Raw genomic sequence first — 12,803 nt, forward strand, 5'->3', positions numbered from 1 at the left:
ACTTCTGCGGTTTCTCCAGCAGCTCCGGCAGGAGCCCCGCACCGTGCAGATCCGGCGGTTTGGGGATCCTCGGCAGGGGCACACGCGCCGCACGGCCCGGGACCGGCCCGTCGGAGAGGCGCTCCGCACCCGAAGGCGGTGGCGGCGGCGTGAATTCCGAGCGCCCCGGAACGCCCCGCGCATGCGGTGCTCCGTATCCCTTCGGCAGGGAGGGAAGCCCGCTCGGGGGTACGGCGACCGGATCCGGGGGCCTCGGTGGATCGGGAGGCTCTGCTCTGGGCGCCCTGACCGTCCTCTGCGTGCGTTTCGGCCGTTCACCGCGGGACTCCGCCCTCACCACCGCCGAGGCCGAGGTGAACCGCTCGTCGAGGCTGCTGTCGTCCCCGGCGGCGGATCCGATGTCCGGTGCATTCTTGTCGTACAACTCGCCCCACCAGGCGTCCTCTTGGCCGGTGCGCGGGTCCCCCTGCTGGCTCATGCCCTTATTGTCCATACTCTGGGGCATACGGGAAGAGTGCACGGCGGACCTCACCCGGGGATGATGACCGAGTCGAAAAGCGGTCGCGGGGAGGGATGTCGTGTGCTTGGCGCCATTGGGCTGGACATTGAACCGGAAGCGCCTTCTGCAGTCCGGGAGATGAGCCGCTGCGGGGGGACGGAAAAGGAACGGCGGCAGTCCGCGGGACACAGTGGTGTGGAACTGGTGACGGGAGCACGCGCTGTTGACGAACGGCTCCTGCGCATATGCCGCGGGGCGACCGTGGAAATATGCGCGCTGCTCGCGGGAAGTCCATCCGCTTCGTCTGACACAGGCTCCGGCATACCCCGCCGCACGGTCGTCGAACGTACGGGGCTCGCCGCCCTGCCGGATGCCGGGGATCCCACCCTGATACGTGTTGCGGACCGCATTCCGGCCGAACTGGTGATTGCCGATCGGGCAGTTGCGCTACTCCCCTTCACGCCCCGTACCGCCGGTCCGGCCGCGCTCCGCGAGGGGCCCGAGCCGGCGGCGCTGGTCGTCCACCGGGGTCCGCTGCTCTCGACGCTGGTGAACCTGTTCGAGGACATCTGGAACGAGGCCCTCCCGGCCCGGGTCTGCGCGGACGCCGCCCGGCGGCGGGCGGTGGACGGCCTTCCCGCCGGGCCCGACGCGCTCGACCTGGAGGTGCTCTCGCTGCTGATGGGCGGGCTGACCGACACGAGCGTCGCCAAGCAGCTCGGGCTGGGGCTGCGGACGGTGCAGCGCCGGGTGAAGCGGCTGATGGAGCTGGCCGGGGTGACGACCCGGCTGCAGCTGGGGTGGCACGCGGCGGCGCACGGCTGGACGACCGTCCGCGGGCCGCAGGGCTGAACGACCGGCACCGGCCGGGACGCCCGGAGACGGCTGAGGACGGCCGGGACGGCCGGGGACGAGCCGGGGGCGCGTGTCGGCCAAAGTGGCCGCAATCGTCCGGGAGCGCCGCCGCCCGCCTTCCGGCAACCTTGGTGCATGGGGACGTGGCAGCTGCTCCTCGTCGGCCTCGTGATGCTGCTCGGCCTGCTCGGCGTCGTCACCCCGGGGGTGCCGGGGCCGCCGATCGTCTGGGCCGGCGTGCTGTGGTGGGCGATGACCGACCAGTCCGCCCTGGCCTGGGGGGTGCTCGCGGGGGCGACGGGGGTGCTGCTGCTGGAGCAGGCCGTCAGCTGGCTGCTGCCGCCCCGCCGGCTCAGGGGCGCGGGCATCACGCGCCGCGCCTTCCTGGTGGCGGGGGTCGCCGGGATCGCCGGCTTCTTCGTGCTCCCGGTGCTGGGTGCGCTGCCCGGCTTCGTCGGCGGGCTCTACGGGGTGGAGCGGCAGCGGCTGGGCGGGCACGGCGCGGCGTGGGCGTCCACGCGGAACGTGATGCGGGCGCTGGGCACGAGTGTCCTGGTGGAGCTGTTCGCGTGCCTGCTGGTGGTGGGCGGGTGGATCGGCGCGGTCGCGTGGGGCTGATGGGGGCGGGCCGGGGCCCGGGCGCCGTTCAGGCCGTCGCCGGCTCTCCCACGCCCTCGAGTGCCAGCAGCACGCGCTTGCGGTCCAGGCCGCCCGCGTAGCCGGTGAGCGAGCCGTCCGCGCCGATCACCCGGTGGCAGGGGCGCAGCACGAGCAGCGGGTTGGCGCCGACGGCCCCGCCGACCGCGCGGACCGCGGCGCGGGAGGCGCCGATCCGGGCGGCGAGCTCGCCGTAGGTGGTGGTGGCGCCGTAGGGGATGGCGTCGAGGGCGTCCCAGACGCGGCGGCGGAATTCCGTGCCCTCCACGGCGAATTCGAGGTCGAAGCCCTCGGCCTCGCCGGCGAAGTAGGCGGTGAGCTGCCGCTCGGCCTCGGCGAACGCGGCGTGGTCGCGGAGCCGGTCCGGTGCCGGGGCGGGGGCGTTCTTCCGGCCCGGTACGGACAGGGAGGCGATGGCGGTGCCTCCGGGGGCGGTCGCGGAGGGCCGGCCGGTGACGAGGAGCAGGCCGAGGGGGCTGGCGATCTCGGTGTAGAGCGTGGTCATGGTTCAGGAGTCCTTGCTGTTCGGGGTGGCGGCAGCGGGCCCGGGGGCCGGGTCGGCGGCCGCCTGCCAGAGGTGGTGGAGGGCGTACGAGCGCCAGGGGCGCCAGGCTTCGGCGGCGCCGGGCTCCGCGCCGAGGGCGGCGAGGCCGTGGCGGGCGCCGGCGTCGCCGGGCAGGAAGACGTCGGGGTCGCCGAGGGCCCGCATGCGGACGTAGCCGGCGGTCCACGGGCCGATGCCGGGGAGCTGCAGGAGGGCCTGCGTCGCCTGGTCGCGGTCGGCGCCGGGGTCGAGGCGGACGGCGCCGTCGGCGAGGGCCGTGGCGGTGGCGCGCAGGGCGCGCTTGCGGGTGTCCGGCATGCCGAGGCCGTCGAGGGCGGCGTCGGCGAGGGTGGCGGGGTCGGGGAAGAGGTGGGTGAGGCCGCCGTCGGGGGCGGGCAGCGGCTTGCCGTAGGCGGCGACGAGGTTCGCGCCGAGGCGTACCGCGGCGGCGACGCTGACCTGCTGGCCGAGGACGGCCCGTACGGCCAGTTCGTCGCCGTCGACGGCGCCGGGCGAGCGCAGCCCGAGCCGGGCGGCGACGAGCGGGCGCAGCAGCGGGTCGGCGCCGAGGCGCTCGGCGACGGCGTAGGGGTCGGCGTCGAGGTCGAAGAGGCGGCGGACGCGCTGGACGGCGGTGGCCAGGTCGCGGGGGTCGGTGAGGTGGAGCCGGCAGTCGAGCCAGGCGCCGTGCCGGCCGCCCGCGGGGCGGGGTTCGCGGACCTCGGCGACGCCGGTGCCGTAGGGCAGCCGCAGGGTGCGGCGGTAGAGCCGGGCGCCGGGGCCACCGAGGACCTCCTCGACGCCGGGTACGGCACGCCGCTGCAGGTAGCCGAAGATCTCGGGGGCGGCGTACGGGCCGCGGTGAGCCAGGCGCAGCGGGATGCCGGCGCCGGTCTGCCGGGGGCCCTTGCGGACGCGCAGGCCGCTGGGGGTGGCCGCGTAGATCTCGCGGATCGTGTCGTTGAACTGGCGGACGCTCGCGAAGCCCGCGGCGAAGGCGATGCCGGTGACGGACATGTCCGTGGTCTGCAGGAGGACGCGGGCGGTGTGGGCGCGCTGGGCGCGGGCGAGGGCGATGGGGCCGGCGCCGAGCTCCTGGGTGAGCTGGCGGTGCACCTGGCGGGAGCTGTAACCGAGGCGGCAGGCGAGGCCCGCGACGCCTTCGCGGTCGACGACGCCGTCGCCGATGAGCCGCATGGCGCGGCCGACGAGGTCGGCGCGGACGTTCCAGTCGGCGGAGCCGGGGGCGGCGTCGGGCCGGCAGCGGCGGCAGGCGCGGAAGCCGGCGCCCTGGGCGGCGGCGGCCGAGGGGTAGAAGCGGACGTTCTGGCGCTTGGGGGTCACGGCGGGGCAGCTGGGACGGCAGTAGATGCCGGTCGTCTTCACGGCGAGGAAGAACTCGCCGTCGAAGCGGGCGTCTCTGCTGTGTACCGCCTGGTAGCGGGACTCGTCGTCCATGGCTCCAGTCTGCGGTATCGCTGCGCTTGCGACTGGCGGAAATCGGACGGCGGCCTTCGGCCCGCGGGGCGCGTCATGGACCTCCCGGGCCGGGGTGAGTCCGGCACCGCCGGAGCGCATCGTCGTGGCTGGGCGCCGTTGCGGCGGGACATATTCTCCGCCGCAACGGCGAGACGCCCCACGGTGGCTTCCGGCGGTGCCGAACCTGTGGGCGGACGGTGCTGCTCCGCGGGCCGGGGCAGGTCAGGCACCGCCGGAACCCGCCCCCGGCTGTACGGGCTACCGCCCGCCGCGCTTCCGCGCAGCGGACTCGCGGCCCTCCGCCGTCTTCCGTTTCCAGTCGCGGCGGATCTCCGCGCGGAGCCGGGCGTCCGTGCGGGCGGCGATCCACGCGTTCTCGCGCAGGAGCTTGCGGTAGCTGTCGAGGCGGCGCTGGGCGAGCGCGCCGTCGGCGACGGCGGCCAGCACCGCGCAGCCGGGTTCCCCGGCGTGCCCGCAGTCGTGGAAGCGGCAGCGGGCGGCGTACTCCTCGACTTCGGCGAAGGCCTGCGCGACGCCGCCCTCGGCGTCCCACAGGCCGACGCCGCGCAGGCCCGGGGTGTCGATCAGGACGCCGCCGAAGGGCAACCGGAGCATGTTGCGCGTGGTGGTGGTGTGGCGGCCCTTGCCGTCGCGGTCGCGGGCGGCGTTGACGTCCTGGACGTCCTCGCCGGCGAGGGCGTTGGCCAGGGTGGACTTGCCGGCGCCGGACTGGCCGAGGAGCACGGTGGTGCCGCCGGCCAGGGAGGCGGCGAGGACGTCGAGGCCCTCGCCGGTCTCGGAGCTGACGGCGAGCACCTGGGCGCCCGGCGCCGCTGCGGCGGTGTCGGCGACGAGGTGGCCCAGGGTGACGGGGTCGGGCACGAAGTCGGCCTTGGTGAGGACGACCAGCGGCTCGGCGCCGCTCTCCCAGGCGAGGGCGAGGAACCGCTCGACGCGGCCCAGGTCCAGCTCGACGGCGAGGGAGACCGCGACGACGGCGTGGTCGACGTTGGCGGCGAGGACCTGGCCCTCGGAGCGCTTCGACGACGTGGACCGCACGAAGGCGGTGCGGCGGGGCAGCAGGGCGAGGACGTAACCGCGGCCGGTGTCGACGGCGGCCCAGTCGCCGGTGCACATGACGGCCAGCGGGTCGCCGGTGGTGACGAGCGCGGCGTCGGCCTGCACGGTGCGGACGCCGGAGCGGTCCGGTGCGGGGACGACGACGTCGCAGCGGCCGCGGTCGACGCGGACGATCCGGCCGGGGACGACGCCCTCGGCGGCGTGCGGGGCGTAGCTGTCAGCGAACCCTTCGTCCCAGCCGTAGGGGGCGAGAGGGTGGGAGAGCGAACTCAAGACGGTGTTCCTTCACGGAGGAGGAGCGGGAGGTGATCGACGTCCGGGTGCGGGCCGTGGCAGTCATCGGTCCTCGCCTCCTCTCCGTAAGTCCTTGCGGACACGCGTCTTTCGCGTCGGGGTGAGCTTAGGCAGAGCGATCGGGCGGGCGCGAAAGGTTTTTCGCGCCCGCCCGATCGCTCGCCCTCAGTCCCGCCGTTTGGCGTGCTTGGGGTGGTGGGTCTCCTTCTGGATCCGGGAGCGGACGTCGTCCGGGGGCAGGAACTGCGCCCACCGCTCGGGGAACTCCGAGGGCGGCTCGCGGTCCTGGCCGATCACGCCCTCGTCCGGGCCGTCCTCGTCGAGGTCGTCGGCGAGGCTCGCCTCCAGCGCGCGGGCCGCCCGCTCGGCCGCCTCCTGCGCCGCGGCCGCGGCCCGCAGCCGGTCGACGTCGGCGCGCGCGGCAGCGGTGGCGACCGACGGCCACACGCGGTCCAGCGCGGCGTTGACGGCCGCGCCGACGAGCACCGCGAAGGCCGAGACGCCGATCCACAGGAGGACGGCGACGGGCGCGGCGAGGGACCCGTAGATGGTCAGGCCCTCGACCGTGTGGGTGAGGTAGATGCGCAGCACGAAGCTGCCGAGCACCCACATCGTCAGGGCGACGAGCGCCCCGGGGATGTCCTCCTGCCAGGGCGAACGGACCGGCACGGAGACGTGGTAGAGCGTGGTGAGGAAGACGATGGACAGCAGGATGACGACGGGCCAGTAGAGGAACCGCACCACGTCGCCGCTCCAGGGAACGACGTCCTCGACGGCCTCGGGCCCCGCGACCATCAGCGGCAGGGCCACCGCGCCGATCAGGAGGGCGACGACGTAGAGGAGGAAGGCGAGCAGGCGGGTCCGGACGATGCCGCGCTTGCCCTCCAGCCCGTACATGATCGTGATGGTGTCGACGAAGACGTTGACGGCGCGCGAGCCGGACCACAGGGCGATGGCGAAGCCGACGGAGATGACGTCGGGGCGGCCCTTGGTGACGTCCCGCAGCAGGGGCCTGGCGATCTCGTTGACGCCCTTGTCGCTGAGGACGGTCGCGGACGCCTTGAGGATGTTCTCCTGGATGGAGCCGATGGTGTTGGTGCCGGTCCATGCGTCCAGGTAGCCGAGCAGGCCGAGGAGACCGAGCAGCAACGGCGGCAGGGAGAGCAGCGTGAAGAACGCGGCCTCCGCCGCGAGCCCGGTCACGCGGTATTCGACGCAGGAGTTGACGGTGTCCTTCAGGAGGAGCCACGCCATCCTGCGTTTCGAGACATTTCGGTACAGGACGCGAGCCCTGTGCAGCCGGCCGGCCCGACGCCCCGGTGATTCATTTGCTGCCTGCACGGTCTAACCGTATCCGCCCTGGCCACGTGGAATCGCACAGCAGCCGAACAGGCGGGCGACGGGGGCGGGAAAAGCGTCCGGTGGAGGGTGATGCTGCGCCGACTCGGCACCACCCTCCGGCCGCTCACCCTCACCATCCGCCCGCGGCGCGGCCCCGCGCAACGGTTGCATGGAGTTGCAATCCTGTGGATGCCCCGCGGGCGGGCCCGCGGGACGGCACCATGGCAGCGTGAACCGCGGAACCACCGACGAAGCCCTGCTGCCGGCCGTCCGGGAGGCCTGCCTGGGGGACGCGCGTCCCCCGGCCCCTCCGCGCCCGCTGATCGGGCAGTCCTGGCACCGCGTCCGGCTGCGGGGCGTCGATCCGGAGAAGGGCGGTTCGTCCCCGCGGCTGGCGGCGGACGAGGTCGAGGAGCGGCGGCAGGGCTCCCGGCTCGGGGGCCTGCTCGCCCACCTGCGCGAGGGCCTGGGGTCGGTGGTGGACGTCGAGCGGCACCTGATGGCCGTCACGGACGCCGAGGGCCTGGTGCTGTGGCGGCAGGGGAACCGCGGCGTGCTGCGCAGCGCCGACCGGCTGGGTTTCGACGTGGGCGCGTCCTGGGCCGAGGAGCTGGTGGGCACGAACGGCATCGGCACGTCCTTGGTGGAGCGGCGCCCGGTGCAGGTGCGGTCGGCCGAGCACTTCGTCCGCACGCACCACGCGTGGTCCTGCGCGGCCGCCCCGCTGCACGATCCGCGCGACGGGCGGCTGCTGGGCGTGCTGAACGTGAGCGGTCCGGCCCCGGTCTTCAACCCGGCCACGCTGCCGCTGGTCACGGCGGTCGCGAAGGTCGGCGAGGGGGAGCTGCGGGTCCGGCACTGGGAGTCGGTGGAACGGCTGCGGGCAGTCGCGGCGCCGATGCTGGCCCGGGTGGGCGGCCGGGCGCTGGTGGTGGACCGCGACGGCTGGGCGGCGGCGGTGACGGGCATGGGGCCGGTCGGCCGGGTCGCGCTGCCCAAGTCCGTCCAGGCGGGGCGGGCGTGGCTGCCGTCGCTGGGGCTGTGCACGCTCGCGCCCCTGCCGGACGGCTGGCTGGTGCGGGTGGAGGAGGCGCCCCGGGCCGAGCTCGTGCCCAGCCGCGTGGTGCTGGACGTGCGGGGGCCGCGGCGCTGGACGGTCACGGTCGCCGGCGCCGCGGGCGAGTGGTCTCAGGAGCTCAGCCCCCGCCACGCCGAGCTGCTGTACGTGCTGGCCCGGCACCCCGGGGGGCGGTCCGCCGCGGAGCTCGCGGCGGATCTGTTCGGGGACGCGTCCCGGACGGTGACGGTACGGGCGGAGATGTCGCGGATGCGGCGCACGCTCGCGGGCGTGCTGAGCCACCGCCCGTACCGCTTCGCGGAGAACGTCGACGTCCGCCTGCTCGTGCCGTCCCGTCCGGCGGACCTCCTGCCGTCCTCGACGGCCCCGGTGGTCCTGGCGGACCGGGCCGGGCCCTGACGGGCGGGTCCCGAGGCGGCCTCTCCGCGGCGACGCCTCCGGCGACGCTGCAGCCGCCCGAGGCCTGCCCGGCACCGCCGGGCACCACCGCGGCGGCTGAGCGCCGCTGCGGCGGAACGAAAGCCGCCGGCGGTCCACCCGAGCCGCACCGGCACCGGCACCGGCACCACCCTCCGCCGCAGCCGCGATCAGCCGACTGCGACCCCTCCGGCGGTGCCTGACCAACCTGAGGCCGTACGGCACCGCCGGGCACCACCGCGGCAGCTGGGCGCCGCTGCGGCGGAACAAAATCCCGCGGCGGTCCGCCCGAGCCGCCCCGCGCCGCGGGACGCGCCCGGCACCCCGCGCGCAGCAGGCGTGATTGGCTGGGCGTATGAGCAACCGTACGACCACCGTGACCACCTGGTCGCTGGAGCAGACCTCGCCGGGCGACCTCGCACCCGTCCAGGAACCGGACAGCACGTCCGGCATCCGGATCGTCCGCGCCGAGGTGCCCTCGCCCGAGTTCAGCCGCTTCCTCTACACGGCCGTCGGCGGCGACGTGACGTGGCTCGACCGGCTGCCGTGGAGCTACGAGACGTGGCGCGCGCACCTGGAGCGGCCCGGGGTCGAGACCTGGGTGGCGTACGAGCACGGGACGCCGGCCGGCTACATCGAACTGGAGGCGCAGGACGAAGGCGCGGTCGAGATCGTCTACTTCGGTCTGATACCGGCGTTCCGGGGCCGCCGCATCGGCGGGCACCTGCTCTCCTACGGCACCGCACGCGCGTGGGACCTGGCCGGCCGGTGGCCGGACCTGGCGCCGACGAAGCGGGTCTGGGTGCACACCTGCAGCCTGGACGGCGAGCACGCGGTCGCCAACTACGAGCGCCGCGGCTTCCGCGTGTTCAGGACGGAGTCCGAGGAGCAGCCGGAGGCCGCGCCTCCGGGCCCGTGGCCGGGCGCCCACGCCTGACCGAACACCACCCCCACCAACGAACCCGTCCCGCCATCCGGGACGGGTTCGTCCACATTACGGACAATGGTGGACTGGCCGGATCCCGCCGTGCCACGCTGCCGTCATGTCCGGAGCTGGAATCGTCTTGGTGAGTCGGCGTCACGTCGACCTCGTCCGCGTGTCCAGCGCCATCTGTCCGGCGGGCTGAGGTCTCAGCACCACTTCGCACCAGCACCGCCGTTTCCTGACATTCGCCCGCTCCGCCGCCGTCCCCGATGCCGCGGACGAGCGTCCCCCTCGCGCACCCACGCAGCTCCGCCGCAGCCCGCCGCCCCGCACCCGCCGGGCCGGGCTCCGCGGGCTACCCGCAGGCCACCGAAGGACACACCGCCATGGCTGCCACCTCGCACACACCGCCGGCCGCCGCCCCGACCCGCCGCAAGGCCGGCCGCCACCGCGGCGAGGGCCAGTGGGCCGTGGGCCACTTCACCCCGCTGAACGGCAACGAGCAGTTCAAAAAGGACGATGACGGTCTCAATGTGCGGACACGCATCGAGACGATCTACTCGAAGGCCGGCTTCGCCTCCATCGACCCCGCCGACCTCCGCGGCCGGATGCGCTGGTGGGGGCTGTACACCCAGCGCAAGCCGGGGATCGACGGCGGCAAGACGGCGGTCCTGGAGCCGGAGGAGCTGGACGACGAGTACTTCATGATGCGGGTCCGCATCGACGGCGGCCGTCTCTCCGTCGCCCAGTTGCGCGCGATCGGCGAGGTCTCGCAGACGTACGCCCGCGGCACCGCCGACATCACGGACCGGCAGAACATCCAGCTGCACTGGGTCCGCATCGAGGACGTGCCCGCCATCTGGGAGAAGCTGGAGGCCGTCGGGCTGTCGACGACGGAAGCGTGCGGCGACTGCCCGCGGGTCGTCATCGGCTCGCCGGTCGCCGGGATCGCCGCGGACGAGATCGTCGACGGCACGCCGGCGATCGAGGAGATCGAGCGCCGCTACATCGGCAGCAAGGAATTCTCCAACCTGCCGCGGAAGTTCAAGTCCGCGGTCTCCGGTTCGCCGGCGCAGGACGTCGTCCACGAGATCAACGACATCGCCTTCGTCGGCGTCGTCCACCCCGAGCACGGGCCCGGCTTCGACGTCTGGGTGGGCGGCGGGCTGTCGACGAGCCCCCGGCTCGGCGAGCGGCTGGGCGCCTGGGTGCCGCTGGAGGACGTCCCGGACGTGTGGGCCGGGGTGGTCGGCATCTTCCGCGACTACGGATACCGCCGGCTGCGCACCCGCGCCCGGCTGAAGTTCCTGATGGCCGACTGGGGCCCGGAGCGGTTCCGCGACGTCCTGGAGAACGAGTACCTGAAGCGGAAGCTCACCGACGGGCCGCCGCCGGCCGAGCCGAGCAACCGCTGGCGCGACCACATGGGCGTCCACGAGCAGAAGGACGGCCGCTTCTACGTGGGCTTCGCCCCGCGCGTCGGCCGGGTGGACGGCAGCACCCTCGCCGAGCTCGCCGAGCTCGCGGCGGCGCACGGCTCGGACCGGCTCAACACCACTGTCGAGCAGAAGATGGTCATCCTGGACGTGGCGCGCGAGCGGGTGGCCCCCCTCGTCGCCGGGCTGGAGGCGCTCGGCTTCCAGGTCAATCCCTCCCCCTTCCGGCGCGGCACGATGGCCTGCACGGGCATCGAGTACTGCAAGCTCGCGATCGTGGAGACGAAGGCCCGCGGAGCCTCGCTGATCGACGAACTGGAGCGCCGGATGCCGGACTTCGCGGAGCCGGTCACCATCAACATCAACGGCTGCCCCAACGCCTGCGCCCGGATCCAGACCGCCGACATCGGCCTCAAAGGCCAGCTCGTGCTGGACGCGGACGGCCGCCAGGTCGAGGGCTTCCAGGTACATCTGGGCGGCGCGCTGGGCCTGCAGGCCGGCTTCGGCCGCAAGGTCCGCGGCCTGAAGGTCACCTCCGGCGAACTCGCGGACTACGTCGAGCGGGTGCTCACCCGCTTCAGCGAACAGCGCGAGGACGGCGAGCGGTTCGCGGCCTGGGCCGCGCGTGCCACGGAGGCGGACCTGTCATGAGCGGACGCGCCGCCCCCTTCTACTGCCCCTACTGCGGCGACGAGGACCTGCGCCCCTCCGAGGAGGGGCACGGGGTCTGGGAATGCACCGCGTGCAGCCGCGCGTTCCGGCTGTCGTTCCTCGGGCTGCTGGCCCCGCGCGGCCGGGGCCCCGCGCCCGTACCCGGCGAAGGGGACATCACGTCATGACCGTTACCGATCTGCAAGCGCTCGCCGAACGGGCGGGCCGCGAGCTGGAGGACGCCCCGGCGCCCGACATCCTTCGCTGGGCCGCCGAGACCTTCGGGAAACGGTTCTGCGTCACCTCCTCCATGGAGGACGCGGTCGTCGCCCACCTCGCCTCGCGCGCCCTGCCCGGCGTGGACGTCGTCTTCCTCGACACCGGCTACCACTTCCCCGAGACGATCGGCACCCGCGACGCGGTCGCGGCCGTGATGGACGTCAACGTCATCACGCTCACGCCGCGGGCGACCGTCGCCGAGCAGGACGCCGCCCACGGGCCCCGGCTGCACGACCGCGACCCCGACCTGTGCTGCGCGCTGCGCAAGGTCGAGCCGCTGGAGCGCGGGCTCGCCGCGTACGACGCCTGGGCGACCGGGCTGCGCCGCGACGAGTCGCCGACCCGCGCGGGCACGCCCGTCGTCGGCTGGGACGCGCGGCGGCGGAAGGTGAAGGTGTCGCCCATCGCCCGCTGGACCCAGGACGACGTAGAAACGTACATATCCGAACACGGCGTGCTCACCAACCCGTTGCTCATGGACGGCTACGCCTCCGTCGGCTGTGCGCCTTGCACACGCCGGATCGCGGCGGGCGAGGACGCGCGCGCCGGTCGCTGGTCGGGGCTCGCCAAGACCGAGTGCGGGCTGCACGGATGACACAGGAGCGGGAGCAGAGGATGAGCGGAGCCACGATCTGGCTCACCGGCCTGCCGAGCGCGGGCAAGACGACCATCGCCCGGGCGCTGGCCGCACGGCTGAGCGACGAGGGGCACCGGGTGGAGGTGCTCGACGGCGACGAGGTCAGGGAGTTCCTCTCGGCCGGTCTGGGCTTCTCGCGCGAGGACCGGGACACCAACGTGCGGCGCATCGGCTTCGTCGCGCAGCTGCTCGCCGCGCACGGCGTGAAGGTGCTCGTCCCGGTGATCGCCCCCTACGCGGACTCCCGCGAGGCGGTGCGGGGGCACCACCAGCGGCGGGGCACCGGCTATCTGGAGGTGCACGTGGCCACGCCCGTCGAGGTGTGCTCAGCGCGGGACGTCAAGGGCCTGTACGCGAAGCAGGCCGCGGGCGAGCTGTCCGGGCTGACGGGCGTGGACGATCCGTACGAGGCGCCGGCCGACCCGGACCTGCGGATCGAGGCGCACGCGCAGACCGTCGCGGAATCGGCCGGGGCGCTGCACGCGCTGCTGGCGGGAAGGGGGCTGGCATGAGCGTTCCGGACAGTCCGTACGCGTTGTCGCATCTGGATGTGCTGGAGTCGGAGGCGGTGCACGTCTTCCGGGAGGTGGCGGGGGAGTTCGAGCGGCCGGTGCTGCTGTTCTCCGGCGGC

The 12,803-nt window shown here is 74.2% G+C and carries 13 protein-coding genes and 1 pseudogene; 10 read left to right on the forward strand and 4 right to left on the reverse strand.

Annotated elements, in window-relative coordinates; genetic code table 11:
• The first annotated feature begins 922 nt into the window (after positions 1 to 922).
• Entirely contained in the window at positions 923 to 1,351 is a 429-nt protein-coding gene (locus IF61_RS33475) for a helix-turn-helix transcriptional regulator (RefSeq protein WP_052392873.1), read from the forward strand.
• A gap of 138 nt (positions 1,352 to 1,489) precedes the next feature.
• Positions 1,490 to 1,972, forward strand: coding sequence for a DUF456 domain-containing protein (locus IF61_RS0120755; RefSeq protein ID WP_030367969.1), 483 nt, complete (start codon positions 1,490 to 1,492; stop codon positions 1,970 to 1,972).
• Positions 1,973 to 2,000: 28 nt separating this feature from the next.
• Here the strand turns inward: IF61_RS0120755 and IF61_RS0120760 are convergent, their stop codons facing one another.
• The 4 genes from IF61_RS0120760 to IF61_RS0120775 all read right to left on the reverse strand — a co-directional run bounded on the left by IF61_RS0120760 (position 2,001) and on the right by IF61_RS0120775 (position 6,749).
• A complete protein-coding gene (locus IF61_RS0120760) occupies positions 2,001 to 2,516 on the reverse strand; it encodes a methylated-DNA--[protein]-cysteine S-methyltransferase (RefSeq protein WP_030367970.1) in 516 nt (171 codons plus the stop codon).
• Between the two features lie 3 nt (positions 2,517 to 2,519).
• Complete coding sequence (locus IF61_RS0120765; RefSeq protein WP_030367971.1) at positions 2,520 to 4,013, reverse strand: DNA-3-methyladenine glycosylase 2 family protein; 1,494 nt, start codon at positions 4,011 to 4,013, stop codon at positions 2,520 to 2,522.
• 279 nt (positions 4,014 to 4,292) lie between these two features.
• Entirely contained in the window at positions 4,293 to 5,387 is a 1,095-nt protein-coding gene (gene rsgA / locus IF61_RS0120770) for a ribosome small subunit-dependent GTPase A (protein ID WP_030367972.1), read from the reverse strand.
• A 186-nt stretch (positions 5,388 to 5,573) separates the two neighbouring features.
• On the reverse strand, positions 5,574 to 6,749 hold the full coding sequence (locus tag IF61_RS0120775; protein ID WP_078660365.1) for a YihY/virulence factor BrkB family protein: 1,176 nt from the start codon (positions 6,747 to 6,749) through the stop codon (positions 5,574 to 5,576).
• Between the two features lie 229 nt (positions 6,750 to 6,978).
• Between IF61_RS0120775 and IF61_RS0120785 the strand changes: the two genes are divergently transcribed.
• The 8 genes and pseudogenes from IF61_RS0120785 to IF61_RS35390 all read left to right on the forward strand — a co-directional run.
• Positions 6,979 to 8,226 (forward strand): helix-turn-helix domain-containing protein, encoded by a 1,248-nt coding sequence (locus IF61_RS0120785; protein ID WP_030367980.1) that lies wholly within the window; start codon positions 6,979 to 6,981, stop codon positions 8,224 to 8,226.
• Between the two features lie 373 nt (positions 8,227 to 8,599).
• Complete coding sequence (locus tag IF61_RS0120790) at positions 8,600 to 9,181, forward strand: GNAT family N-acetyltransferase (RefSeq protein WP_030367974.1); 582 nt, start codon at positions 8,600 to 8,602, stop codon at positions 9,179 to 9,181.
• Positions 9,182 to 9,287: 106 nt separating this feature from the next.
• Positions 9,288 to 9,371 carry a putative leader peptide gene (locus IF61_RS37745; protein WP_353620284.1) on the forward strand — a complete coding sequence of 28 codons (84 nt, stop codon included), beginning with the start codon at positions 9,288 to 9,290 and terminating at the stop codon, positions 9,369 to 9,371.
• A 184-nt stretch (positions 9,372 to 9,555) separates the two neighbouring features.
• The gene (locus tag IF61_RS0120795) at positions 9,556 to 11,256 is read left to right on the forward strand and encodes a nitrite/sulfite reductase (protein WP_030367975.1); all 1,701 of its coding nucleotides are present in this window, start codon (positions 9,556 to 9,558) and stop codon (positions 11,254 to 11,256) included.
• Positions 11,253 to 11,444 (forward strand): hypothetical protein, encoded by a 192-nt coding sequence (locus tag IF61_RS0120800; protein ID WP_030367976.1) that lies wholly within the window; start codon positions 11,253 to 11,255, stop codon positions 11,442 to 11,444. Before IF61_RS0120795 ends, IF61_RS0120800 begins: the two co-directional genes overlap by 4 nt.
• Complete coding sequence (locus tag IF61_RS0120805) at positions 11,441 to 12,130, forward strand: phosphoadenylyl-sulfate reductase (RefSeq protein ID WP_030367977.1); 690 nt, start codon at positions 11,441 to 11,443, stop codon at positions 12,128 to 12,130. Before IF61_RS0120800 ends, IF61_RS0120805 begins: the two co-directional genes overlap by 4 nt.
• A 20-nt stretch (positions 12,131 to 12,150) precedes the next feature.
• Positions 12,151 to 12,684, forward strand: coding sequence for an adenylyl-sulfate kinase (gene cysC / locus IF61_RS0120810; RefSeq protein ID WP_030367978.1), 534 nt, complete (start codon positions 12,151 to 12,153; stop codon positions 12,682 to 12,684).
• Positions 12,681 to 12,803 (forward strand): annotated as a pseudogene (locus IF61_RS35390) (sulfate adenylyltransferase subunit CysD); the annotation flags it as partial. The gene cysC and the pseudogene IF61_RS35390, both read left to right, overlap by 4 nt.

It is taken from the genome of Streptomyces roseoverticillatus, assembly GCF_000719265.1.
GTDB classification, from domain to species: Bacteria; Actinomycetota; Actinomycetes; order Streptomycetales; family Streptomycetaceae; genus Streptomyces; species Streptomyces roseoverticillatus.

What these genes read in the sequence shown, in the direction of transcription:
- IF61_RS37745 (WP_353620284.1), top strand. Translation starts at nt 9,288, where the DNA reads ATGTCCGGAGCTGGAATCGTCTTGGTGAGTCGGCGTCACGTCGACCTC.
- IF61_RS0120805 (WP_030367977.1), top strand. Translation starts at nt 11,441, where the DNA reads ATGACCGTTACCGATCTGCAAGCGCTCGCCGAACGGGCGGGCCGCGAG.
- IF61_RS0120755 (WP_030367969.1), top strand. Translation starts at nt 1,490, where the DNA reads ATGGGGACGTGGCAGCTGCTCCTCGTCGGCCTCGTGATGCTGCTCGGC.
- IF61_RS0120800 (WP_030367976.1), top strand. Translation starts at nt 11,253, where the DNA reads ATGAGCGGACGCGCCGCCCCCTTCTACTGCCCCTACTGCGGCGACGAG.
- IF61_RS0120765 (WP_030367971.1), bottom strand. Translation starts at nt 4,013, where the DNA reads ATGGACGACGAGTCCCGCTACCAGGCGGTACACAGCAGAGACGCCCGC.
- IF61_RS0120795 (WP_030367975.1), top strand. Translation starts at nt 9,556, where the DNA reads ATGGCTGCCACCTCGCACACACCGCCGGCCGCCGCCCCGACCCGCCGC.
- cysC (WP_030367978.1), top strand. Translation starts at nt 12,151, where the DNA reads ATGAGCGGAGCCACGATCTGGCTCACCGGCCTGCCGAGCGCGGGCAAG.
- IF61_RS0120760 (WP_030367970.1), bottom strand. Translation starts at nt 2,516, where the DNA reads ATGACCACGCTCTACACCGAGATCGCCAGCCCCCTCGGCCTGCTCCTC.
- IF61_RS0120790 (WP_030367974.1), top strand. Translation starts at nt 8,600, where the DNA reads ATGAGCAACCGTACGACCACCGTGACCACCTGGTCGCTGGAGCAGACC.